Raw genomic sequence first — 24,174 nt, forward strand, 5'->3', positions numbered from 1 at the left:
CGGTTGCCAGTTACATGCCGGAACCGTTCGCCGCTGGTTGCCGTCTGCGGGGCTTGTGTGGCGCAGGGCCGCGCCAACCCTGCGTATCCGTGACCCGCATAAAGATGAAAAGATGGCGGCAATCCACAAAGCGCTGGACGAATGCAGCGCAGAGCATCCGGTATTTTATGAAGATGAGGTGGATATCCATCTTAATCCCAAAATCGGTGCGGACTGGCAGCCACGCGGGCAGCAAAAACGCGTGGTGACGCCGGGACAGAATGAAAAATATTATCTGGCTGGCGCACTGCACAGCGGAACAGGTAAGGTCAGCTACGTGGGTGGAAACAGTAAAAGTTCAGTGTTGTTTATCAGTCTGTTAAAGCATCTGAAGGAGACGTACCGACGGGCAAAAACAATAACGCTCATCGTGGACAACTACATTATCCACAAAAGCCGTGAAACACAGCGCTGGCTGAAGGAGAACCCGAAGTTCAGGGTCGTTTATCAGCCGGTTTACTCGCCATGGGTGAATCATGTGGAACGGCTATGGCAGGCACTTCACGACACAATAACGCGCAATCATCAGTGCCATTCGATGTGGAAACTGTTAAGAAAAGTTCATCATTTTATGGAAACGGCCAGCCCATTTCCCGGAGGCAATCATGGGCTGGCAAAAGTGTAGCGGTATTTGGCACAGCTATTTAGGCCGTAAAGTCGGCGCCTCTACCGGCACGAATATGTGGGGAGCTCTGCAGCTTGCGGCCCGGATGCGCGAGGCTGGAGAAACCGGCGCTATCGTGACGTTATTGTGCGATAGCGGCGATCGCTATCTGGATACCTATTACCATCCGGCCTGGGTTAGCGACCATATCGGCGATTTGACGCCGTGGTCAGCGGCCATCGCAAAATTACTTACCGGCGACTAGAAACCCCAAAAAAAAAGCCAGACTGAATGTCTGGCTTGCTGGAAGAGATCTCTCATTCGGGGGAATAAGGTAGATGCGGATTGTCCAGCCAATGCGTCAAAAAGTGTGATACCGCTTGATTACCACAATGTCCGATAACCGAAAGGTGTGGCAGCGCGGCGATAAGCTGCGGCATGGCATTGCCCATAATGAGCCCCCGCCCGACGCTGCCCAGCATTTCCCGATCGTTCATCGCGTCGCCAAATGCCATGCAATCTGCCAGTGAAAGCCCTAAATGGTTGCTCAATACCGCCAGCGCCGATCCTTTATTGCACCCCAGCGGTAGCACTTCCAGGCAGTCGACGGCAGAGAAACAGAGGTGCGCGCGTTCTTCCAGCGCCTCATTGAGCTGAATGCGCAAACGGATCAGATCGTCATGATCGCCGCAAAAACAGATCTTCGTCACCTGATGGGCCGGAATGCTTTTTATATCGATAACCTGATAACGAAAGCCGCTGTAGACGTGCGCCTGGAGTAGCGCAGGGATCTCCTGGCCTGTAAACCAGCCGTTGTCATTAAACACATGCATACTGGCTTGGGTATCCCAGGCATGGTGCATCACCGTATCGGCAACCTGAGGATCGAGATCCTGACGATGCAACACGTCGCCTTCCAGCGAGTGAATTCGCGTCCCGTTACCGGTAATAAGATAAGCATCCAGTGAAAGCGTCCCCAGAATATGCCGCATTTCCAGCACATGACGACCCGTAGCGAATGTCAGGGTGATATCGCGTTCGCGCAGACGCGCCAGCGTGGCGATCGTTTCTCTACCCAAATGGTGATCGGGCATTAATAACGTGCCATCCATATCAAATGCTGCCAGACGGGCCATCTCTTTCTCCACACTGTGACGCGGTTAACTTGTTGTTCAGTATTACCTGAGATATACGGAAGTAATAGTGAACAGATAAAAGGAAGTGTTCCGGGTTTCTATGAGGCTACTGAATCGGCTTAATCAATATCAACGTCTCTGGCAGCCTTCCGCCGGGGAAACGCAGCATGTCACCGTTAGCGAACTGGCCGAACGCTGTTTTTGTAGCGAGCGCCATCTGCGAACGCTGCTGCGTCAGGCCCAGCAGGCGGGTTGGCTAAGATGGGAGGCGCAGTCCGGGCGCGGGAAACGTGGACGACTCCAGTTTCTGGTCACGCCGGAATCGCTCCGCACCGCCATGATGGAACAGGCGCTGGAAAAAGGGCAGCAGCTCAACGTACTGGAACTGGCGCAACTGGCGCCTGGCGAGTTACGGGCGATGCTCCAGCCTTTTATGGGCGGCCAATGGCAAAACGATACGCCGACATTGCGTATTCCCTACTATCGTCCGCTTGATCCGCTGCAACCGGGTTTCCTGCCAGGACGCGCGGAACAGCATCTCGCAGGGCAAGTTTTTTCCGGGTTAACGCGCTTCGACCGCGACAGTCAATATCCTTGCGGGGATTTGGCGCATCACTGGGAGGTTTCCGCCGACGGTTTACGCTGGGATTTTTATATTCGCTCCACGCTGCACTGGCATAATGGCGATGCGGTGGATACCGCGCAGCTACACGAACGCCTGGAAAGGCTGCTTACCCTACCCACGCTAAGCAAATTGTTTATTAGCGTCGCACGGATCGAAGTAACGCATCCTCAGTGCCTGACCTTTCTCCTTCACCGACCTGATTACTGGCTGGCGCATCGTCTGGCGAGCTATTGTAGCGGTCTGGCGCATCCTGACCTGCCGCTTATCGGCACCGGTCCTTTTCGCCTGGCGTTGTTCACGCCGGAACTGGTGCGTCTGGAAAGTCATGATCATTACCACCTCAGCCATCCGCTGCTGAAAGCGATTGAATTCTGGATCACCCCGCAACTGTTTGCCCAGGATCTGGGCACCAGTTGCCGCCATCCGGTGCAGATTGCCATCGGCAAACCGGAAGAGCTGGCGACGCTGAGTCAGGTAAGTAGTGGTATCAGTCTTGGCTTTTGTTATTTAACCCTCAAAAAGGGCTCACGGCTCAACGTACAGCAGGCGCGGCGTCTGATGCATATTATCCATCATACTTCGCTGCTGAAAACCTTGCCAGTAGATGAGAACTTGATTACGCCAAGTCAGGGGCTGCTACCCGGCTGGACAATCCCACAATGGCAGGATGTTGATGAAACGCCATTACCGAAAAAACTTACCCTGGCGTACCACCTTCCCGTAGAGCTGCATACGATGGCGGAACAGCTTCGACATTACCTGGCGACGCTCGGCTGTGAGTTAACGTTGATTTTTCATAATGCCAAAAACTGGGATAACTGCCCTGCGTTGGCGCAAGCGGATCTGATGATGGGCGACAGGCTGATCGGCGAAGCGCCGGAATATACGCTGGAGCAGTGGCTACGTTGCGATCAGATCTGGCCGCATGTCCTGGACGCGCCTGCGTTTTCCCATCTGCAGGCTACGCTTGACGCTCTGCAAATTCAGTCCAATGAAAAGGATCGCCGCGCCGCGCTACAACAAGTTTTTGCCAACCTGATGGATGACGCCACACTTACGCCGCTGTTTAATTATCACTATCGCATCAGCGCCCCACCGGGCGTTAACGGCGTTCGACTCACCCCTCGCGGCTGGTTTGAATTTAGCGAAGCCTGGCTTCCGCCGCCTTCGCCGTGAAGGAGCTGGTCGGGATTATCCGTACGCGTTACCATATTGGTTTACGTCATTGATCAGGATAACTATGAAACGCGCCGTTGTTGTATTTAGTGGAGGTCAGGACTCCACCACTTGTCTGGCGCAAGCGCGGCATCAGTATGATGAAGTGCATTGTGTCACGTTTGATTATGGTCAGCGCCACCGCGCAGAGATTGATGTCGCGCGCGCACTGGCGTTAAAACTTGGCGCACGCGCGCATAAAGTGCTGGATGTCACTTTGCTGAACGAACTGGCGGTCAGTAGCCTGACGCGGGATAGCATTCCGGTGCCGGACTATGAACCGAACGCGGACGGTATCCCCAATACTTTCGTACCGGGACGCAATATTCTCTTTCTGACGCTGGCGGCGATTTACGCTTATCAGGTCAAAGCCGAAGCGGTGATCACCGGCGTTTGCGAGACCGATTTTTCCGGCTACCCAGACTGTCGCGATGAGTTCGTCAAAGCGCTGAATCACGCGGTGAATCTGGGCATGGCGAAAGATATCCGTTTCGAAACGCCCTTAATGTGGATTGATAAAGCTGAAACCTGGGCGCTGGCCGATTATTGGGGTCAACTGGATTTGGTTCGCGAGGAGACGCTGACCTGCTATAACGGCATTAAAGGCGATGGCTGTGGTCATTGCGCGGCCTGTAATCTGCGCGCTAACGGCCTGAATCATTATCTGTCGAATAAAGCGGCGGTGATGGCGGCAATGAAGCAAAAAACCGGGTTAATGTGATTGTTTTGCCGGATGGCGATATTCACCATGGTCAATATCGCCAGGCCGGACAAGTTCAACGCCATCAGACAGCGAGGCGTTATTGCACCATCTGTTCCAGCTTTTCACGCAATTCGCCTTCCAGCGGCAGCGCTTTTTGCGTTTTTAAATCAATACAAACAAACGTGATGAGCGCATCGGCCACCACCTGCCCTTCTGGCTCCAGCGTAATCGTCTGGCTTAATACGCCGCTTTTACCGTTAAGCTGTTGTACCTGGCTGGTCACGGTCAGTAGATCGCTCAATACCGCCGGGCGACGGTAATTTATATTGATGTTTACCACCACAAAGGCAATATTGCGGGCCGTCATCCACTGAAAGCTGTCGCTGTTTTCCAGCCCATCCCAACGGGCCTCTTCCAGAAACTCCAGATAGCGGGCATTATTAACATGTTGATAAACATCAAGATGATATCCACGAACTTTGATTTGTGTTTGCATAGCGCAATAACCTTACGTTGTTGTTATAAGTAAACGACAAGTACAGAGGTCATAACTGGTATGACCTCTACAGTCTGGCAAATTTTGGCCACTGTGCAAGTGATTACAATGTTAAAACTGCCAGATTACGCTCCACCAGCGCGCTTCCCATTCCCGGCACCTGCTTTAAATCATCCACCGTTTTAAAAGGACCATACTCCTCCCGATAGCTCACAATAGCCTGCGCTTTTTTCAGCCCAACGCCGTTCATCACCCGCGCCAGATCCTCCGCAGACGCGGTATTAATGCTCACCCTGGTACCTTCATCATCGCTGGCTTTAGCAGGTAATGCCGCTTTGGCGGAGGATGAAGAAGGCGTATCCGCTTTTGTTTCCACCGCTGCATTTTTTGCGACAGGCGTCGCCGCCAGCGCGCTATGGGCCATGCCCGCGCAGGTTAAAGAAAGTGTAATAAGCAGTGCTTTAATTCCGTGTTTCATACTGTTTTCTCCTTGTTTGTTAACAGTGCAGCCACGATAGCGGGGTGGAGAAAAACGAACAAACGGCAATTCTCAGAAATGGAAAAGGCCGCGAAAGCGGCCTTTGTGGGATACAACGTTTTGCAATTTTTTGCGAAGCGCCTCGACGATTACTGCTGTTCCAGAGCGTCGCCGATTTTGATTTTCGCCTCTTTACGCAGATTGCTCATCAGCGCCTCAAAGACAATTTGCGCATTGTTCTGCGTGATGCCCTGCACCATCGCTTTTTTCTGCGCTTCCGGCATGGCGCCCGCTTTCACCTCGTCAAACGCCAGCAGAACGACGTTACCCTGCATATCGTTCGCCACGCCATAAACTGGCTTATCTTTCGTCGGAAGGCTTAACGCAAAGGCCGCCTGACTCACCGGATCCTGACTGGTACGACTTAACGTTTTAGGCTCGCCAAAACTCAGACCCGCCGCTTTCATCGCTTCCGCGCCTTTGCCCGCTTTCAGCTCGACCAGCAGTTTTTCCGCATCCAGCTTCGCCTGTTGTTCCGCTTTGTTATGCTTCACCAGGGCAGTGACCTGTTCTTTCACTTCTGCCAACGGCTTCACGGCTTCAGGTTTATGTTCGCTCACGCGCACAACAAAAGCCCGGTCGCCATCTACGGTGATAATGTCTGAATTCGGCCCCGGCGTACCATTTTCGCCCACCAGACCGCCATTAAAGATAGCATCGGCTACCGGTTTGAAGTTCAGCTCTTCCGGTAAGGTGTCATGACTAAACCAGCCGGTTTCAACCGTTTTTACGCCAGCGACCTGTTCAGCGCCTGTTAACGACTCATTGTCGTTGCTTGCCGCATCGCTCACTTTCTGCTGCAACGCATAGTAAGCATCCAGCGCTTTTTCTTGTTTCACTTTCGCGGCAATGTCGTCGCGAACCTCGCTTAACGGTTTCACTTTGGCAGGCTGAACATCATCCAGACGCGCCACCAGAAAACCGACAGACGACTTAATCACGCCAGATATCTGGCCTTTTTCTTTTAACCCGGCGTTTTTCAGTTCCGGCACCGTGGCAGACTCTTCCAGCCAGCCCATATCGCCGCCATTACGCGCAGAGATGATATCGGTAGATTTCTCTTTCGCCAGCGTGGCGAAATCTTCGCCCTTGTTCAGCGCATCCAGTACCGCTTTCGCATCATCTTCCGTTTTGGTCTGAATAATGCTGTAACGAATGCGCTCCGGCTGAGTAAACTGATCTACATGCTGGTCATAATAGGCCTGAATATCCGCATCGCTGACCGGTGCCTGCATCGTCGCAGCATCCAGCTTGATATAGCTTACGCGGAACTGTTCCGGCGTCATAAAGCGGGCTTTATTCTGATCGTAGTAGCTGGACACTTCCTGATCGGTCACCTGCTGCTTCGCCGCCAGCGCGTTGACATCAATAACGGCTTCACGCACCACGCGCTGTTGAGAGACTAATGCCGCCAGTTCGTCGGTTTCCCCTTTCAGCATAAAATCAGTGCCGGCCACGCCGTTGATCAGTTGCTGAGTGGTAAGCTGGTTACGCAGCGCCTGAGCGTACTGATCGGCCGTCATTCCCATCTGATTCACAATCGCGTTATAGCGGTTGTTGTCAAACTTACCGTCCACCTGAAAAGCGGGAGTGGCGAAAATCGCCTGCTTTACCTGCTCATCGCTGATGCCCAGTTTCAGTTCGCGGGAATATTGATCCAACAGCGCTTCATCTATCAGACGATTCAGCACCTGCTGGCGCAGGCTTTTCATATAACCTTCGTTGGCCGCCAGTTCAGAATACCTGTCGCCCAACTGCTGCTGCATACGGTTACGTTCGTTATTAAACGCATTCTCAAACTGTGCCCGGCTGATTTCCTGGCCATTCACTTTTGCGGCGTAGTTATTGCTTCCGCCAATCAGGTAACCACTAACGCCGGTCAAAATGAACGACACGATAATGATAACGAAAATAATCTTGAGCACGAGACTGTTTGCAGCCGTGCGTAAGCTGTCCATCATGGTGTAACCACACTCCGCTGTAGGTGACTTTACACTTTATCTTTCAGGCAGCTTCTCTGCTGGCAACCGAGTGATTCGCTCAGTTGCCGCGTCGACGCAACCTGAATGATTTGCGTATAGAGACTTCACGCGCATCGCATTTTCTGAACGCGGCGCGCAAAAGCCTATTGTGACAAGAAACGAGGGCAATTGTCAGCCCGCAACGCACAGAAAGTCCCGAATCGTCAATAAAAAAGGCACATCAGTTGATGCGCCCTTGTACTTTTTCACATCCCCCAAGGGGATCACGCTTAGTTTACCGCGTCTTTCAGCGCTTTACCTGCACGGAAACTCGGCACTTTGGCAGCGGCGATGGTGATCTCTTTACCTGTTTGCGGGTTGCGACCAGTACGGGCAGCACGCTCTTTAACAGCGAAAGTACCAAAGCCTACCAGTGCAACGTCATCCCCTTCTTTCAGAGATTCGGTAACAGAAGCAATAATCGCATCTAACGCACGTCCAGCCGCAGCCTTAGAGATATCAGCCCCTGCAGCAATTTTTTCGATCAGTTGAGATTTATTCACTCTTCTCTTCCTCTTTATAATTTATATCGCACCTGAATCCTTCGAAGTACGACCGCGCAGCAGTTATATCAGGCCTGCCACGCCCTTACAACACCCGTTAATGGTGGCAGACCCAATCAACCATCTAAATTAGCTATACAAAAAAAAGCTGGCAAGTCCGAAATAGCCTGCCAGCCCTGTTTTTATTAGCGCTATTTGCGCGGGGTCACTATTTTGCGGTTACAACCTGCATTCCAGACGGTTCGTTTTGCAGAGCAAGCGTCAGAACTTCCTCAATGCGCTTCACAGGATGAATATCCAGATCGGCAATCACGTTGTCCGGAATTTCCTCCAGGTCACGTTTATTCTCGAATGGAATTAAGACCGTTTTAATCCCGCCGCGATGCGCCGCCAACAGTTTTTCTTTCAGGCCGCCGATCGGCAACACCTGACCACGCAGGGTGATCTCACCGGTCATTGCCACATCTGCGCGCACCGGATTACCGGTCAGGCAGGAAACCAGCGCGGTACACATCGCGATACCGGCGCTTGGACCATCTTTCGGCGTTGCGCCTTCCGGCACGTGAACGTGGATATCGCGTTTTTCGTAAAAGTCCGGATTAATACCCAGTTTTTCCGCGCGCGCGCGCACCACGGTCAGCGCCGCCTGAATAGACTCCTGCATCACTTCACCGAGCGAGCCGGTGTAGGTCAACTTGCCTTTGCCCGGTACGCAGGCGGTTTCGATGGTCAACAGATCGCCGCCCACTTCCGTCCACGCCAGCCCCGTCACCTGACCTACGCGGTTTTCGCTATCCGCGCGGCCATAATCAAAGCGCTGCACACCGAGGTAGTCGTGCAGATTATCGCCGTTAATTTCGATATGTTTTAACGACTTATCGAGCAACAGTTGTTTAACCGCTTTGCGGCACAGTTTGGAGATTTCACGCTCCAGGCTACGTACACCCGCTTCACGCGTGTAATAGCGGATAATACCGATAATTGCGCTATCGTCGACCGTCAGTTCGCCTTTCTTCAGCGCGTTACGCTCGATCTGCTTCGGCAGCAGGTGACGTTTAGCAATATTCAGCTTCTCGTCTTCGGTATAACCGGACAGACGGATTACTTCCATACGATCCAGCAGCGGCGCCGGAATGTTCATGGAGTTGGAGGTGGCGACGAACATCACATCGCTGAGATCGTAATCCACTTCCAGGTAATGATCGCTGAACGCCACGTTCTGCTCTGGATCCAGCACTTCCAGCAGTGCGGAAGCCGGATCGCCGCGCATGTCCGAGGACATTTTGTCGATCTCATCGAGCAGGAACAGTGGGTTTTTAACCCCCACTTTGGCCATTTTTTGGATCAGTTTACCCGGCATAGAGCCAATGTAAGTCCGGCGATGACCGCGGATTTCCGCTTCATCACGCACGCCGCCCAGCGCCATACGGATGTATTTACGCCCTGTTGCTTTAGCGATGGACTGGCCCAACGAGGTTTTACCTACCCCCGGCGGTCCCACCAGACACAGGATCGGCCCCTTGATTTTATTTACACGGCTTTGTACCGCGAGATACTCAAGGATGCGGTCTTTCACGCGCTCCAGACCATAATGGTCAGTATCGAGGATTTCCTGCGCCTGACGCAGGTCTTTTTTGACCTTGCTACGCGCATTCCACGGCACCTGCACCATCCAGTCGATGTAGCCGCGCACCACGGTCGCTTCCGCCGACATCGGAGACATCATTTTCAGCTTCTGCAGTTCCGCTTCCGCTTTCTCTTTCGCCTCTTTCGGCATTTTCGCCGCGTCGATTTTACGCTTCAGCGCTTCGTTTTCGTCCGGCGCGTCGTCCATCTCGCCAAGTTCTTTCTGAATCGCTTTCATTTGCTCGTTCAGATAGTACTCGCGCTGGGATTTCTCCATCTGCTTTTTCACGCGGTTGCGAATGCGTTTCTCAACCTGCAGCAGATCGATTTCAGATTCCATCATCGCCATCAGATATTCCAGACGTTCGTTAACGTCGGACATCTCCAGTACGGACTGTTTATCCGCCAGTTTCAGCGGCATATGCGCGGCGATGGTGTCAGCCAGACGTGCGGGGTCGTCAATGCTATTGAGTGACGTCAGCACTTCCGGCGGAATTTTTTTGTTCAGCTTGATGTAGCCTTCGAACTGGCTGATAGCGGTACGCACCAGCACTTCTTGTTCTCGCTCATCAATGGCTGGCGAATCAAGGTACTCCGCCTTTGCGGAGAAATGTTCGCCGTTGTCAGACAGCGCAGAAATACGCGCACGCTGTAACCCCTCGACCAGCACTTTTACGGTGCCGTCAGGCAGTTTCAACATCTGCAAAATAGAGGCCACGGTCCCGACGGTGAAAAGATCGTTTACACCCGGCTCATCCGTTGATGCTTCCTTCTGGGCGACTAGCATGATTTTTTTATCATGGTCCATAGCCGCTTCCAGACAACGGATAGATTTTTCCCGCCCTACAAATAAGGGTATGACCATGTGCGGATAAACCACCACATCGCGCAACGGCAATACGGGGATTTCAATGCGTTCAGAACGCTCAGGATTCATAGAGCTCTCTCTTAGTTTAGTGTCCGCCAGGTAATCAGATAGTATAGCTGTGCTCCATACCACCTATAACATGTACGTCAGTATATGGGGATGTTTCCCACACATTCAACGGCGTGTTTACAGGAAAAACGAAAGGGGAGATAAAATCCCCCCTTTTTTGGCTAACTGATTGTATGAATGTTTAATTATTCGCCAGAAGCCTGCGCTTCCGGTTTGCCGTAAATCAGCAACGGCTTACTCTGACCGGCAATAACGGACTCGTCGATCACCACTTTTTCGACGTCTTCCATAGATGGCAAATCGTACATGGTATCCAGCAGCGCCGCTTCGACGATAGAACGCAGACCACGGGCGCCGGTTTTACGCGCCATTGCTTTCCTGGCGATAGCGTCCAGCGCTTCGTCACGGAATTCCAGATCGACACCTTCCAGGTTAAACAGCGCCTGATACTGCTTGGTCAGCGCATTTTTCGGCTCTTTCAGGATTTGAATAAGCGCTTCTTCGCTGAGTTCGTTCAGCGTCGCCACCACTGGCAGACGACCGATAAACTCAGGAATCAGACCAAATTTGATCAAATCTTCCGGTTCAACCTGCGACAACAACTCGCCTTCGCTGGCTTTGTCGGATTTCGCTTTCACCGTCGCGCCAAAACCAATGCCGGAGCCGGTTTCAACACGGTTAGCGATCACTTTATCCAGACCGGCAAACGCGCCGCCGCAGATAAACAGAATCTTAGAGGTATCTACCTGTAAGAACTCCTGCTGCGGATGTTTGCGACCGCCCTGCGGTGGAACCGCGGCGACGGTGCCTTCGATCAGTTTCAGCAACGCCTGCTGTACGCCTTCGCCGGAAACGTCGCGGGTAATGGACGGATTGTCTGATTTACGCGAAATCTTATCGATTTCATCAATGTAGACAATCCCACGCTGCGCTTTTTGCACGTCGTAGTCGCATTTCTGCAACAGTTTCTGAATGATATTCTCGACGTCTTCACCCACGTAACCCGCTTCGGTCAGCGTGGTCGCATCCGCCATAGTGAACGGCACATCCAGCAAGCGCGCCAGCGTTTCCGCCAGCAGCGTTTTACCGGAACCGGTCGGTCCAATCAGCAGAATGTTGCTTTTGCCTAACTCGACGCCATTGCTGGTATCGCCGTTACGCAGACGCTTGTAGTGGTTATAGACCGCCACCGCCAGCACTTTTTTCGCCTGCTCCTGGCCGATAACGTAATCGTCCAGGTGAGTACGAATTTCATGCGGCGTCGGCAGCGCACTACGTTCACGGTGCGGAGCAACTTCTTTAATTTCTTCGCGAATAATGTCGTTACATAAATCGACGCATTCGTCGCAGATATACACGGATGGACCGGCAATCAGCTTGCGCACTTCATGCTGGCTTTTGCCGCAAAAAGAGCAGTACAACAATTTGCCCGAGCCATCTTTGCGTTTATCTGTCATGAGTCAAAACCTCTTCTTTGTTCTTTGTGCCGCACACGACGACGCAAATGCCATTCTCAGGCGCAAGCCGCTAATCAGCGTTGTGCCGCCCTTCATTAGTATATACACAAAATCATTCGAGCTACATCAAGGCGGCAACTCAGCGACTCCACAGCGCTTACATAAGTAAGTCACCGGGAGGCGCGCTGGCAGCCAACACCGAGGTAGCGTGAAGGATGAAGTGTATAGCGGCACACTTGCGTCCAGGGCATCAATTACGATGGGTCAAAATTGAGTCAACCAAACCGTACTCTACCGCTTCAGGCGCGGAGAGGAAGCGATCGCGCTCAGTATCACGTTCAATCTGCTCAAGAGATTGACCCGTATGGTGCGCCATAAGTTCATTCATGCGCCCTTTTACTTTCAGAATTTCGCGGGCGTGAATTTCAATATCCGTCGCCTGGCCCTGGTAACCGCCCAGCGGCTGGTGGATCATGACGCGAGAGTTCGGCAAGCAGAAACGTTTGCCTTTCGCCCCGGCAGTCAGCAGAAACGCCCCCATAGAGGCCGCCTGTCCCATACAAATGGTGCTGACGTCTGGCTTAATAAACTGCATGGTGTCATAGATGGACATCCCCGCAGTAATTACGCCGCCAGGAGAATTAATGTACAGATAGATATCTTTTTCCGGGTTTTCCGCTTCCAGGAACAGCATCTGCGCCACGATCAAGTTAGCCATATGGTCTTCGACCTGGCCGGTCAGAAATATGACGCGTTCCTTAAGTAGACGAGAATAGATATCAAAAGAGCGCTCACCGCGTGAGGTCTGTTCAATGACCATCGGCACCAGCGCCATATGAGGGGCCAAATTATCTCGTTCTCCGCTGTATGACATTTCCGTCTCCTGGATAAAAATTGAAAAAATCTGCTGTACTGATTGTAACCTGATGGACGGATTATCAGCCAGTCCCTCTGTAATGGGTACGGCATCGCCATAATTCAAGCATAACAATCTTTTGCTCTAACGCTAACACTGAAACGCGGTTTTCGCACCCTTACCATGCAAAATGCGTGACAAAAAAAACCCGTCACTGAAAGGTGACGGGTTTTTGTGCAAATTTCGTGCTTTTAACGCGAAAAATTACGCCTGCTGGTTCATCAGCTCATTGAAGGAAGTGGCTTTTTCAGACACTTTCGCTTTTGCCAGAACCGCTTCAACAGCCTGTTCTTCCAGAGCGACGTTACGCATATTGTCCATCAGCTCTTTATTTTTGCTGTAGAACTCAATCACTTCTTGCGGATCTTCGTAAGCAGACGCCATCTCTTCGATCAGGCCTTTAACGCGTTCTTCGTCCGCTTTCAGCTCGTTGGTACGAATGACTTCGCCGAGCAGCAGACCGACAACTACACGACGCTTAGCCTGTTCTTCGAACAGTTCGCGCGGCAGCTCCAGAGCCTGTTTCTCGTTACCACCAAAACGCTGCGCAGCCTGACGACGCAGAACGTCGATTTCGCTGTCGATCAGCGCAGCCGGTACGTCGATGTCGTTAGCTTTTACCAGACCTTCGATCGCCTGAGACTTAACGCGGTTACGCACCGCACCTTTCAGCTCGCGTTCCATGTTTTTACGTACTTCAGCGCGCAGACCGGCTACGGAACCATCTTCAACGCCGAAACGTTTGATGAATTCTTCGGTCAGTTCCGGCAGTTCGCGTTCTTCAACTTTCTTCAGGTTGATAACGAACTTAGCCGCTTTACCTTTCAGGTTTTCAGCGTGGTACTCTTCCGGGAAAGTCACATCGATAGTGAACTCTTCGCCAGATTTGTGGCCTTTAACGCCGTCTTCAAAGCCCGGAATCATACGACCCTGGCCCATCGCCAGAACGAAATCGGTCGCTTTGCCGCCTTCGAACTCTTCGCCGTCTACAGAGCCGGTGAAGTCGATGGTCACGCGGTCTTCCGCATCGGCAGCGCCGTCTTTTTCTTTCCAGGTCGCCTGCTGCTTACGCAGGGTGTCCAGCATCACATCAACGTCAGCGTCGGTGACTTCAACAACCGGTTTTTCAACTTCGATGGACTCGAGGCCGGTCAGCTCAACTTCCGGATAGACTTCAAACTCGACGGAGTAAGTGAAGTCTTCACCCACTTTGTATTCGCCCGGAACATAGTTCGGCGCGCCTGCCGGGTTAATTTTTTCTTTGATGATCGCGTCAACGAAGTTGCGGCTCATCAGATCGCCCAGCACGTCCTGGCGAACAGAAGCGCCATAACGCTGAGCGACGATATTCATCGGTACTTTGCCTTTACGGAAGCCGTCAATACGTACTTTTTTCGCTACGTTGACCAGCTCGCTTTTTACAGCGGTCTCGATGCTGTCAGCAGCGATTGTAATCGTTACACGGCGGCCAAGGCCCTGAGTGGTTTCAACTGAAACTTGCATCTTGTTACCTCAAAAAATCACAGTGCTCGGTCAACTCTACTCCGCAAGCACGTGCTATTTGCTTCGCGGAACCGGGATGTTCTCATAATCAATCACATTCCCTGTCGTCAGAATCATCCCGAAGACGTTCATATATAAGACGGCGCATTATAGCGGCATCACTTTTGTGAGTCGAGAACGGTGATTGTGCGATGCTGCGGCGGTTTTCACAATTCTCGGCTAATTTTTGTCTGAATACTGTACGACACGCTCAAAATTCAGACAAAACAAAACGGCCCGCAGGCCGTTTTCACATAATTCTGTAGCAACATACTGGAAAAGCGGAGGTAGTTGCAAATCCGTTTTGCTACGCGATGCTTCCCGCGCCGCGACAAGGAGGCGACGCGAAGATAGTATCCTGCAACCCTTCCCACTCTTTGAGGGTATAAGTATGCAGTGCCAGCGCATGTACGGTTGTGGAGAGTTCCGCCGTTAACGTACCGTAAATCATCCGATGACGATTAAGAAAACGTTCGCCTGTAAAGCGATCGCTCACCAACACGACCTTAAAATGGCTTTCCGATCCTGCAGGAACATTGTGACGATAGCTTTCATCCACAACTTCGAGAAACACGGGGTCGAACGCTGTCCTTAATTTTTCTTCTATTTGCTCACGTATCATCATGAAAATCTCCTCCGACAACGCTGTGATGTCACCCATCCCTTTAAATACTAGCCGCTTTTACCGTTTCCATTACAGCATGACAACAAAAATTTAGCTTTCGTCTGATTATTTCAGCCAAACGTATGAAGTTTACTGCCTTAATCATTCTTTTAGCGCTCAAAATCCCCGCTTGCGCCGTTATCAATAACAAATCGGACATTGCGACGAATTTACCTGCGTTGACCACTTCCCCTCGCCGTTAGCGGTGTTATGATGGCGGGAATTTTTACCTATCACGTTTTAAGCGCCATTGAGAGCCTGAATATGTTAAAAAAACTTCTCTTTCCGTTAGTCGCTCTGTTTATGCTGGCAGGATGCGCCACACCGCCGACGACCATTGACGTCGCGCCGAAGATCACCTTGCCACAGCAGGACCCAAGCCTGATGGGCGTCACCGTTAGCATTACCGGCGCGGACCAACGCCAGGATCAGGCGTTAGCGAAAGTCACGCGTAACAACCAGTTGGTAACGTTAACCGCCTCCCGCGATTTACGCTTCCTGTTACAAGAAGTTCTGGAAAAACAGATGACGGCGCGGGGCTATATGATCGGGCCTAACGGCGCGGTTAATCTGCAGATTATTGTTAACCAACTGTATGCAGATGTTTCCCAGGGTAGCGTGCGCTACAACATCGCGACCAAAGCAGATATCGCGATTATTGCGACCGCGGCAAATGGCAACAAGATGACCAAAAACTATCGCGCCAACTACTCTATTGAAGGGGCGTTCCAGGCCTCTAACCAGAATATTGCCGACGCGGTGAACAGCGTTCTGACCGATACCATCGCTGATATGTCTCAGGACACCAGTATTCACGATTTTATCAAGCAAAACGCCCGTTAATAGCAACAACAAGACCCGGCAGAAGCCGGGTCTGTAGATGCCTATGTCAAGTCAATATTTACGTATTTTCCAGCAACCGCGCTCAGCCATTCTGCTGATATTGGGTTTTGCCTCCGGCCTCCCGCTGGCGCTCACCTCCGGTACGCTACAGGCGTGGATGACCGTCGAGAATATCGATCTTAAAACGATTGGCTTCTTCTCGCTGGTTGGTCAGGCCTATGTGTTTAAGTTTCTCTGGTCCCCGCTGATGGACCGCTACACGCCGCCTTTTTTAGGTCGTCGCCGCGGTTGGTTACTCGCCACGCAACTGTTATTACTGGCGGCGATTGCGGCGATGGGCTTTCTTGAACCCGGTACGCAGCTACGCTGGATGGCGGCGCTGGCGGTGGTGATTGCTTTTTGCTCCGCCTCGCAGGATATCGTGTTCGACGCCTGGAAAACCGATGTTTTACCCGCAGAAGAACGCGGCGCTGGCGCGGCAATCAGCGTGCTTGGCTACCGGTTGGGGATGCTGGTTTCCGGCGGACTGGCGTTATGGCTGGCCGATCGCTGGCTCGGCTGGCAGGGCATGTACTGGCTAATGGCGGCATTGCTGCTTCCCTGCATTATCGCCACCTTACTGGCGCCGGAGCCGACCGAGACCATCCCGTCCCCGAAATCGCTGGAACAGGCCGTCGTCGCGCCGCTACGCGATTTTTTTGGCCGTAATAACGCCTGGCTGATTTTACTGCTCATTGTGCTTTATAAATTAGGTGACGCCTTCGCCATGAGCCTGACCACCACCTTTTTGATTCGCGGCGTCGGCTTTGACGCCGGCGAAGTCGGCGTGGTCAATAAAACGCTGGGCCTGCTGGCAACGATCGTCGGCGCGTTATACGGCGGTATATTAATGCAGCGTCTTTCTCTGTTTCGCGCGCTGCTGATTTTCGGCATTTTGCAAGGCGCGTCCAACGCCGGTTACTGGTTGCTCTCCATTACCGATAAAAACATGTTCAGCATGGGCGCGGCGGTCTTTTTCGAAAATCTGTGCGGCGGGATGGGTACTGCCGCCTTTGTCGCCTTATTAATGACGCTATGTAATAAGTCGTTTTCCGCAACACAGTTTGCCCTACTGTCGGCCCTCTCCGCAGTAGGCCGCGTTTATGTTGGTCCTGTAGCGGGCTGGTTCGTTGAAGCGCACGGCTGGCCGACATTCTACCTCTTCTCAGTTGTCGCCGCCGTTCCCGGGCTGTTACTGTTGCTGGTCTGTCGGCAAACGCTGGAATATAGCTGGCAGAGCGAACGTTTCATTCCCCGCACGCAATACCGTGGCGCCTACAATTTCGCGCTTTCAATCCTGCTCGCGGGCGCCGCTTTGCTGGCGGTCTGGGTACTCCTGCTGACCATGAACGCGGTGGATTACACTAACTTCTTATTCCTGCCCGAATTGCTTGAGACTGCGGTAGCGGTTGCCGTGTGCGGCATTGTCTTTGGCGGGTTGCTGGACTACCTGGCGCTACGAAAAACACGCCTGCTCTAAAACATTATTTGCCGTTGTAATAACGACCCGGAATTATAACGGCTAAATAACCATCAATTGATAAAAAATATATTTGTCTTTTTGTGCGCAACAGAATTTTGGAAATTATTGGTAATTTCTACGCTACCTATTTTCTTTACACGATTCAGCCGATTAAATTTAAATTTCTGCCGTTGATTGTCCTTTTATTGATAATAAATTGTTAAGTAATTGTTTTATTTTTACATTGGTTATACCAATTATCCCTCAACATCCCACTTACAGACCTCATCCGTTATAACGCAAAGTTTCAACAGTGTCTTAAAGTTATTTCGACATACCTGGCAACATATGTGACATGCGCGGCAGAACTTGGTAACACAGAACCAATCATGTTTACAGTAATGTAACCTTACCGTAAAATGCCCCTACACTTTAAACGCCACCAGGTCCCGTGGAATTGAGGTCGTTAAATGAGACTCAGGAAATACAATAAAAGTTTGGGATGGTTGTCATTAATTGCAGGCACTGCATTACTCAGTGGCTGTAATTCTGCGCTGCTGGATCCCAAAGGACAGATTGGACTGGAGCAACGTTCGCTGATACTGACGGCATTTGGCCTGATGTTGATCGTCGTTATTCCTGCCATCTTGATGGCTGTTGGTTTCGCCTGGAAGTATCGCGCGAGTAATAAGGATGCGAAGTATAGCCCGAACTGGTCACACTCCAATAAAGTGGAAGCTGTGGTCTGGACGGTGCCTATCTTGATCATCATTTTCCTTGCCGTACTGACCTGGAAAACCACGCACGCGCTTGAACCAAGCAAGCCGCTGGCGCATGACGAAAAACCGATCACCATCGAAGTGGTTTCCATGGACTGGAAATGGTTCTTCATCTATCCGGAGCAGGGTATCGCCACCGTCAACGAGATCGCCTTCCCGGCGAACACGCCGGTTTATTTCAAAGTGACCTCCAACTCCGTGATGAACTCCTTCTTTATTCCGCGTCTGGGTAGCCAGATTTATGCCATGGCCGGTATGCAAACACGTTTGCATCTGATCGCCAACGAACCCGGAACCTACGATGGCATCTCCGCCAGCTATAGCGGACCGGGCTTCTCTGGTATGAAGTTTAAAGCTATCGCCACCAAAGACCGCGCAGAATTCGACCAATGGGTCGCAAAAGCGAAGCAGTCTCCGAACACCATGAATGATATGGCGGCGTTCGAGAAAGTGGCTATGCCAAGCGAGTACAACAAGGTGGAATATTTCTCCAGCGTGAAACCAGATTTGTTCAAGGACGTTATTAACAAATTCATGGACCACGGTAAGAGCATGGACATGACCCAACCTGAAGGTGAGCACAGCTCGCATGAAGGAATGGAAGGTATGGACATGAGCCACGCGGAATCCGCCAACTCCAAGGGTTGAGGAAGATAAGATGTTCGGAAAATTATCACTGGATGCAGTACCGTTCCATGAACCTATCGTCATGGTAACGATCGCTGCAATTATCGTCGGGGGACTGGCGATACTGGCAGCGATTACTTACTTCGGTAAGTGGACCTACCTATGGAAAGAGTGGTTAACGTCGGTTGACCATAAACGCCTCGGCATCATGTATATCATCGTCGCGATTGTGATGCTGTTACGTGGTTTCGCCGATGCCATCATGATGCGTAGCCAGCAGGCGCTTGCCTCCGCAGGCGAAGCGGGTTTTCTACCGCCGCACCACTACGATCAGATCTTTACCGCTCACGGCGTAATCATGATCTTCTTCGTGGCGATGCCCTTCGTTATCGGTCTCATGAACCTGGTGGTTCCGCTGCAGATCGGCGCGCGCGACGTTGCGTTCCCTTTCCTGAACAACCTGAGCTTCTGGTTCACCGTTGTCGGCGTTATCCTGGTTAACCTCTCGCTGGGCGTGGGTGAATTCGCGCAGACAGGGTGGCTGGCTTATCCGCCGCTATCGGGAATAGAGTACAGTCCCAGCGTCGGGGTCGATTACTGGATATGGGCGTTGCAACTCTCGGGAATTGGTACGACGTTAACCGGTATCAACTTCTTCGTGACGATCCTGAAGATGCGTGCGCCGGGTATGACGATGTTCAAGATGCCGGTCTTTACCTGGGCCTCTTTGTGCGCCAACGTACTGATCATCGCCTCTTTCCCGATTCTGACGGTTACCGTCGCGTTGCTGACCCTGGATCGCTATCTGGGCACCCATTTCTTTACCAACGATATGGGCGGCAACATGATGATGTACATCAACCTGATTTGGGCCTGGGGCCATCCGGAAGTGTACATTCTGATTCTGCCGGTCTTCGGGGTATTCTCCGAAATCGCAGCGACCTTCTCGCGTAAACGTCTGTTCGGCTATACCTCGCTGGTTTGGGCGACCGTCTGTATTACCGTACTGTCGTTTATCGTTTGGCTGCACCACTTCTTCACGATGGGCGCGGGCGCGAACGTTAACGCCTTCTTCGGTATCACCACCATGATTATCGCCATCCCGACCGGGGTGAAGATCTTCAACTGGTTGTTCACCATGTATCAGGGCCGTATCGTCTTCCATTCCGCAATGATGTGGACCATCGGCTTTATCGTGACCTTCTCGGTCGGCGGTATGACCGGCGTTCTGCTGGCGGTACCGGGCGCGGACTTCGTCCTGCACAACAGTCTGTTCCTGATTGCGCACTTCCATAACGTGATCATCGGCGGCGTGGTGTTTGGCTGCTTCGCGGGTATGACCTACTGGTGGCCGAAGGCGTTTGGCTTCAAGCTGAACGAAACCTGGGGTAAACGCGCCTTCTGGTTCTGGATTATCGGTTTCTTTGTAGCCTTTATGCCGCTGTACGTACTGGGCTTCATGGGCATGACCCGTCGCCTCAGCCAGCAAATTGATCCGCAGTTCCATACGATGCTGATGGTTGCCGCCGCCGGCGCCGCGCTGATTGCGCTGGGTATCCTGTGCCAACTGATTCAGATCTTCGTTTCTATTCGCGACCGCGATCAGAACCGCGATCTGACCGGCGACCCATGGGGTGGCCGTACGCTGGAGTGGTCAACCTCGTCTCCGCCGCCGTTCTATAACTTTGCCGTTGTGCCGCACGTTCACGAACGTGACGCCTTCTGGGAAATGAAAGAAAAAGGCGAAGCGTACCAACAGCCTGGACAGTATGAAGAGATTCATATGCCGAAAAATAGCGGTGCCGGTATTGTTATCGCCGCCTTCGCGACGGTATTTGGCTTCGCCATGATCTGGCATATCTGGTGGCTGGCGATAGTGGGTTTCGCAGGCATGATCATCAGCTGGATTGTAAAAAGCTTTGATGAAGATGTGGATTACTACGTGCCGGTCCCGGAAGTCGAAAAACTGGAAAACCAGCATTTCGATGAGATTACTAAGGCAGGGCTGAAAAATGGCAACTGATACTTTAACGCACGCGACTGCCCACGCGCACGAACACGGGCACCATGACGCAGGCCAGAACAAAATCTTCGGATTTTGGGTCTACCTGATGAGCGACTGCATTCTGTTCTCTATTCTGTTTGCTACCTATGCCGTTCTGGTGAACGGCACCGCTGGCGGCCCGACAGGTAAGGATATTTTTGAACTGCCGTTCGTTCTGGTTGAAACCTTCCTGCTGTTATTTAGCTCCATTACCTACGGCATGGCGGCGATCGCCATGCACAAGAACAACAAGAGCCAGGTTATCTCCTGGCTGGCGTTGACCTTCTTGTTCGGTGCCGGATTTATCGGGATGGAACTCTATGAATTCCATCACCTGATTGTTAACGGTATGGGTCCGGATCGCAGCGGCTTCCTGTCTGCGTTCTTCGCGCTGGTCGGCACTCACGGTCTGCACGTCACTTCCGGTTTGATCTGGATGGCGGTGCTGATGGTGCAAGTTGCCCGTCGCGGTCTGACCAGCACTAACCGTACCCGCATCATGTGCCTGAGCCTGTTCTGGCACTTCCTGGATGTGATTTGGATTTGCGTATTCACTGTTGTTTATCTGATGGGGGCGATGTAATGAGTCATTCTACCGAGAGCGGCGGCGCATCCCACGGCAGCGTAAAAACGTACATGACCGGCTTTATCCTGTCGGTCATCCTGACGGTTATTCCATTCTGGATGGTGATGACCGGCGCTGCCTCTCCGGCCGTTATTCTGGGATCTATCCTGGCAATGGCAGTGGTGCAGATTCTGGTGCATCTGGTGTGTTTCCTGCACATGAACACCAAATCTGATGAAGGCTGGAACATGACGGCCTTCATCTTTACCGTGCTGATCATCGCCATCCTGGTTGTGGGCTCCATCTGGATTATGTGGAACCTCAACTACAACATGATGATGCACTAAGAGCGGCGAGTATGATGTTTAAGCAATACCTGCAAGTAACGAAACCAGGCATCATCTTTGGCAACCTGATCTCGGTGATCGGGGGATTTCTGCTGGCCTCAAAGGGCAGCATTGACTATCCCCTGTTCATTTATACGCTGGTCGGGGTGTCACTGGTTGTGGCGTCGGGTTGTGTATTTAACAACTACATCGACAGGGATATCGACAGGAAGATGGAAAGGACCAAGAATCGGGTGCTGGTCAAAGGCCTGATTTCTCCTGGCGTCTCGCTGGTATACGCCACCCTGCTGGGTATTGCTGGCTTTATGCTGCTGTGGTTTGGCGCCAATCCTCTGGCCTGCTGGCTGGGGGTGATGGGCTTCGTGGTCTACGTTGGCGTGTACAGCTTGTACATGAAGCGTCACTCCGTCTACGGAACGCTGATTGGTTCTCTCTCCGGCGCAGCGCCGCCGGTGATTGGCTACTGCGCCGTAACGGGCAACTTTGATAGCGGCGCGGCGATCCTGTTGGCTATTTTCAGCCTCTGGCAGATGCCGCACTCTTACGCCATCGCCATTTTCCGCTTTAAGGACTATCAGGCGGCCAATATCCCGGTTCTGCCGGTGGTAAAAGGAATCTCAGTCGCTAAAAACCACATCACGCTGTACATCATTGCGTTTGCCGTTGCAACGCTAATGCTAACGTTGGGCGGTTATGCCGGTTACAAATACCTGGTGGTCGCCGCGGCGGTCAGCGTTTGGTGGCTCGGCATGGCGCTACGCGGTTACAAAGTGGAAGATGATAAGGTCTGGGCGCGTAAGCTGTTCGGCTTCTCTATCATTGCGATTACCGCGCTGAGTATCATGATGTCCGTTGATTTTATGGTGCCGAATTCGCAGAATCTGCTGACTTACGTCTGGTAAGTTCATCGTCACATCTTCTATGCCGGATGGCGGCTTATGCCTTATCCGGCCTACAAAAGCACGTTACCTGTAGGCCGGATAAGAGACGTAAGTATCGCCATCCGGCATTTTTCGTTTAAAATTAAAACTATTTATGAATTTTATTTACTTATCACTGTTAATTTTATATGTGATAAACATAAAATTGATTAGCTTATATACATTATAAGTTATCTTTATCTCAAATGACTCCTGTTTATCGACGAAATGAACGTAAAGTTATTCCACGGCAGAGTTACTATCTCCGTTAATGACTAATCGATACAATTTTAAATTGATAAACAGGAGTTTATTATGAACGATCAAGATGTCTATTTGCTTAATAATGAATCCGGTGCCGATAAGTGCCCATCAGGCAAACTGGCGCTTTATACCAATATCGACTTTAATAAAAGTGAAATGGGTGACATCTTAATTATCTCACCCAATATTTCGCTAAATAAATCTCAGTTAGCAAGTTATGGTTTTATTGTTGGTGAACATGATGGAGTGTCATCCGTAGTCAATAATATGAATCAGAATGCAACTCTAGTTTCTGGACTTTACCTGGATGGAGAAACTCTTGTCGTGAAACCAGGATCGCAGATATCCAGTCTTTTAGATTATCCGCTGGGAAAAGGTAACTGGAACGATGCGGTTAACTCGGTCGTTTCGGCTGACACTCAATCCGTTGACCTGACGATGAATGTGGAAAGTGAGATTTATCTCGAAGAGGAAGAAGAATACTCTGCACTGCTGCAAATTCAAAACAATACCGGTGAGGCGGTCGAGAATGTAACAATGTCAGCCACCTCCAGTAACTCCGCCATTTTTTCAGTCAAACTTGATCCACAAACCCTAAGTATTCCTGGCAATGAAACGGTTAATGTACGTATTCCTGTTGAGGGAAAAAGTCAGGGGCAAGCAACGCTAACGTGTCAACTCACTATGCCAGTAGGTATTATTAACAATGGCAACAATATGACACAAACCACTGTTACCGTAAGCGAATCTCGCGCATTACAAGTGACCCAAACTTTCGCCGGGGACTGGGCCGATATCTGGCCCAGCACAAATTATATTTATAGTTATAAACTTATTCTCAGCTCTGCTGATACTGAAGTTGATAAATGGGAGCTGTCTTTCTTATTGCCTGAAGGGGCTGAAGTATCCCCTGAATGGTTGGAAACTGAAAGCAGCTGGGTTCAGTTAAATACCGAAAAATCAGTTAATGGCAACGTCTATCTGGATAGTCAACCAGGCCATGTTATCGCTCCAGAGAAAGATATTGAACTGGATATTCAAATTATCTATCCAAATCAATCTACTGATTATCAGACGCTGAAAAACCTACGACTCATGCAGAAAGGTTAATCATCTGCTTACTCGTCAATACAGGTACTTTCATCTTTTCGGGTGAATATGCCTAAACAAAGTTAAGGTATCTGTTGAAGTGAATATTTGCTTATACCCAAAATAATTCGAGTTGCTTAAAGGCGGCAAGGGAGTGAGTCCCCAGGAGCATA

General features: G+C 51.4%; 21 protein-coding genes and 1 pseudogene. 12 read left to right on the forward strand and 10 right to left on the reverse strand.

The features are described from left to right. The coding region (locus ACLD11_RS09605; protein ID WP_411014837.1) for an IS630 family transposase at positions 1–664 on the forward strand (664 nt) is incomplete at its 5' end. 19 nt (positions 665–683) lie between these two features. Beyond that, positions 684–908: pseudogene (locus ACLD11_RS09610) on the forward strand (PLP-dependent cysteine synthase family protein); the annotation flags it as partial. Between the two features lie 52 nt (positions 909–960). Here the strand turns inward: ACLD11_RS09610 and cof are convergent. Then, positions 961–1,779 (reverse strand): HMP-PP phosphatase, encoded by an 819-nt coding sequence (gene cof / locus ACLD11_RS09615; RefSeq protein ID WP_151354163.1) that lies wholly within the window; start codon positions 1,777–1,779, stop codon positions 961–963. A gap of 100 nt (positions 1,780–1,879) precedes the next feature. On the opposite strand from cof, the gene ACLD11_RS09620 reads away from it, so the two are divergent. Together ACLD11_RS09620 and queC are read left to right on the forward strand one after the other, a co-directional pair. Then, on the forward strand, positions 1,880–3,580 hold the full coding sequence (locus ACLD11_RS09620; protein ID WP_411011431.1) for an SgrR family transcriptional regulator: 1,701 nt from the start codon (positions 1,880–1,882) through the stop codon (positions 3,578–3,580). A gap of 64 nt (positions 3,581–3,644) precedes the next feature. Further along, a complete protein-coding gene (gene queC / locus ACLD11_RS09625) occupies positions 3,645–4,340 on the forward strand; it encodes a 7-cyano-7-deazaguanine synthase QueC (protein ID WP_080208067.1) in 696 nt (231 codons plus the stop codon). Between the two features lie 79 nt (positions 4,341–4,419). Here queC and fadM read toward each other — a convergent pair whose 3' ends face one another. The 9 genes from fadM to bolA all read right to left on the reverse strand — a co-directional run bounded on the left by fadM (position 4,420) and on the right by bolA (position 14,983). Continuing rightward, on the reverse strand, positions 4,420–4,818 hold the full coding sequence (gene fadM / locus ACLD11_RS09630) for a long-chain acyl-CoA thioesterase FadM (RefSeq protein ID WP_001194543.1): 399 nt from the start codon (positions 4,816–4,818) through the stop codon (positions 4,420–4,422). 103 nt (positions 4,819–4,921) lie between these two features. Continuing rightward, entirely contained in the window at positions 4,922–5,296 is a 375-nt protein-coding gene (locus ACLD11_RS09635) for a helix-hairpin-helix domain-containing protein (RefSeq protein ID WP_000680322.1), read from the reverse strand. Between the two features lie 149 nt (positions 5,297–5,445). Beyond that, positions 5,446–7,317 carry a peptidylprolyl isomerase gene (gene ppiD / locus ACLD11_RS09640; protein ID WP_023201994.1) on the reverse strand — a complete coding sequence of 624 codons (1,872 nt, stop codon included), beginning with the start codon at positions 7,315–7,317 and terminating at the stop codon, positions 5,446–5,448. 290 nt (positions 7,318–7,607) lie between these two features. Next, a complete protein-coding gene (hupB, locus tag ACLD11_RS09645; protein ID WP_254888479.1) occupies positions 7,608–7,898 on the reverse strand; it encodes a nucleoid-associated protein HU-beta in 291 nt (96 codons plus the stop codon). Positions 7,899–8,088: 190 nt separating this feature from the next. Beyond that, a complete protein-coding gene (gene lon / locus ACLD11_RS09650; RefSeq protein ID WP_001067723.1) occupies positions 8,089–10,443 on the reverse strand; it encodes an endopeptidase La in 2,355 nt (784 codons plus the stop codon). Positions 10,444–10,628: 185 nt separating this feature from the next. Continuing rightward, positions 10,629–11,900, reverse strand: coding sequence for an ATP-dependent protease ATP-binding subunit ClpX (clpX, locus tag ACLD11_RS09655; RefSeq protein ID WP_000130314.1), 1,272 nt, complete (start codon positions 11,898–11,900; stop codon positions 10,629–10,631). 250 nt (positions 11,901–12,150) lie between these two features. Next, positions 12,151–12,774, reverse strand: coding sequence for an ATP-dependent Clp endopeptidase proteolytic subunit ClpP (gene clpP / locus ACLD11_RS09660; RefSeq protein WP_000122257.1), 624 nt, complete (start codon positions 12,772–12,774; stop codon positions 12,151–12,153). Positions 12,775–13,020: 246 nt separating this feature from the next. Next, on the reverse strand, positions 13,021–14,319 hold the full coding sequence (tig, locus tag ACLD11_RS09665; RefSeq protein ID WP_411014838.1) for a trigger factor: 1,299 nt from the start codon (positions 14,317–14,319) through the stop codon (positions 13,021–13,023). A gap of 346 nt (positions 14,320–14,665) precedes the next feature. After that, on the reverse strand, positions 14,666–14,983 hold the full coding sequence (bolA, locus tag ACLD11_RS09670) for a transcriptional regulator BolA (protein ID WP_000973433.1): 318 nt from the start codon (positions 14,981–14,983) through the stop codon (positions 14,666–14,668). Between the two features lie 303 nt (positions 14,984–15,286). Between bolA and ACLD11_RS09675 the strand changes: the two genes are divergently transcribed. The 8 genes from ACLD11_RS09675 (at position 15,287) to ACLD11_RS09710 (ending at position 24,022) form a co-directional block, all read left to right on the forward strand. Next, positions 15,287–15,865, forward strand: coding sequence for a lipoprotein (locus ACLD11_RS09675; RefSeq protein ID WP_001539323.1), 579 nt, complete (start codon positions 15,287–15,289; stop codon positions 15,863–15,865). Positions 15,866–15,908: 43 nt separating this feature from the next. Further along, on the forward strand, positions 15,909–17,384 hold the full coding sequence (ampG, locus tag ACLD11_RS09680) for a muropeptide MFS transporter AmpG (protein ID WP_411011432.1): 1,476 nt from the start codon (positions 15,909–15,911) through the stop codon (positions 17,382–17,384). 452 nt (positions 17,385–17,836) lie between these two features. Beyond that, positions 17,837–18,793: a cytochrome o ubiquinol oxidase subunit II gene (cyoA, locus tag ACLD11_RS09685; RefSeq protein WP_001239448.1), complete on the forward strand. Its 957-nt coding sequence runs from the start codon at positions 17,837–17,839 to the stop codon at positions 18,791–18,793. A 10-nt stretch (positions 18,794–18,803) separates the two neighbouring features. Further along, a complete protein-coding gene (gene cyoB, locus ACLD11_RS09690) occupies positions 18,804–20,795 on the forward strand; it encodes a cytochrome o ubiquinol oxidase subunit I (RefSeq protein ID WP_000467158.1) in 1,992 nt (663 codons plus the stop codon). Then, on the forward strand, positions 20,785–21,399 hold the full coding sequence (locus ACLD11_RS09695; protein ID WP_000179833.1) for a cytochrome o ubiquinol oxidase subunit III: 615 nt from the start codon (positions 20,785–20,787) through the stop codon (positions 21,397–21,399). Before cyoB ends, ACLD11_RS09695 begins: the two co-directional genes overlap by 11 nt. Then, entirely contained in the window at positions 21,399–21,728 is a 330-nt protein-coding gene (locus tag ACLD11_RS09700; RefSeq protein WP_000019878.1) for a cytochrome o ubiquinol oxidase subunit IV, read from the forward strand. The genes ACLD11_RS09695 and ACLD11_RS09700 overlap by 1 nt, the downstream gene beginning before the upstream one ends. A gap of 11 nt (positions 21,729–21,739) precedes the next feature. Further along, positions 21,740–22,630, forward strand: a complete 891-nt coding sequence (gene cyoE, locus ACLD11_RS09705; protein ID WP_172496742.1) for a heme o synthase — start codon at positions 21,740–21,742, stop codon at positions 22,628–22,630. A gap of 333 nt (positions 22,631–22,963) precedes the next feature. Next, a complete protein-coding gene (locus tag ACLD11_RS09710; protein ID WP_183059582.1) occupies positions 22,964–24,022 on the forward strand; it encodes a peptidase inhibitor family I36 protein in 1,059 nt (352 codons plus the stop codon). Positions 24,023–24,174: the final 152 nt, after the last annotated feature.

Origin of the sequence: Salmonella sp. 741265116_PST (assembly GCF_046567715.1) — a bacterium.
Classification (GTDB): Bacteria; Pseudomonadota; Gammaproteobacteria; order Enterobacterales; family Enterobacteriaceae; genus Salmonella; species Salmonella enterica.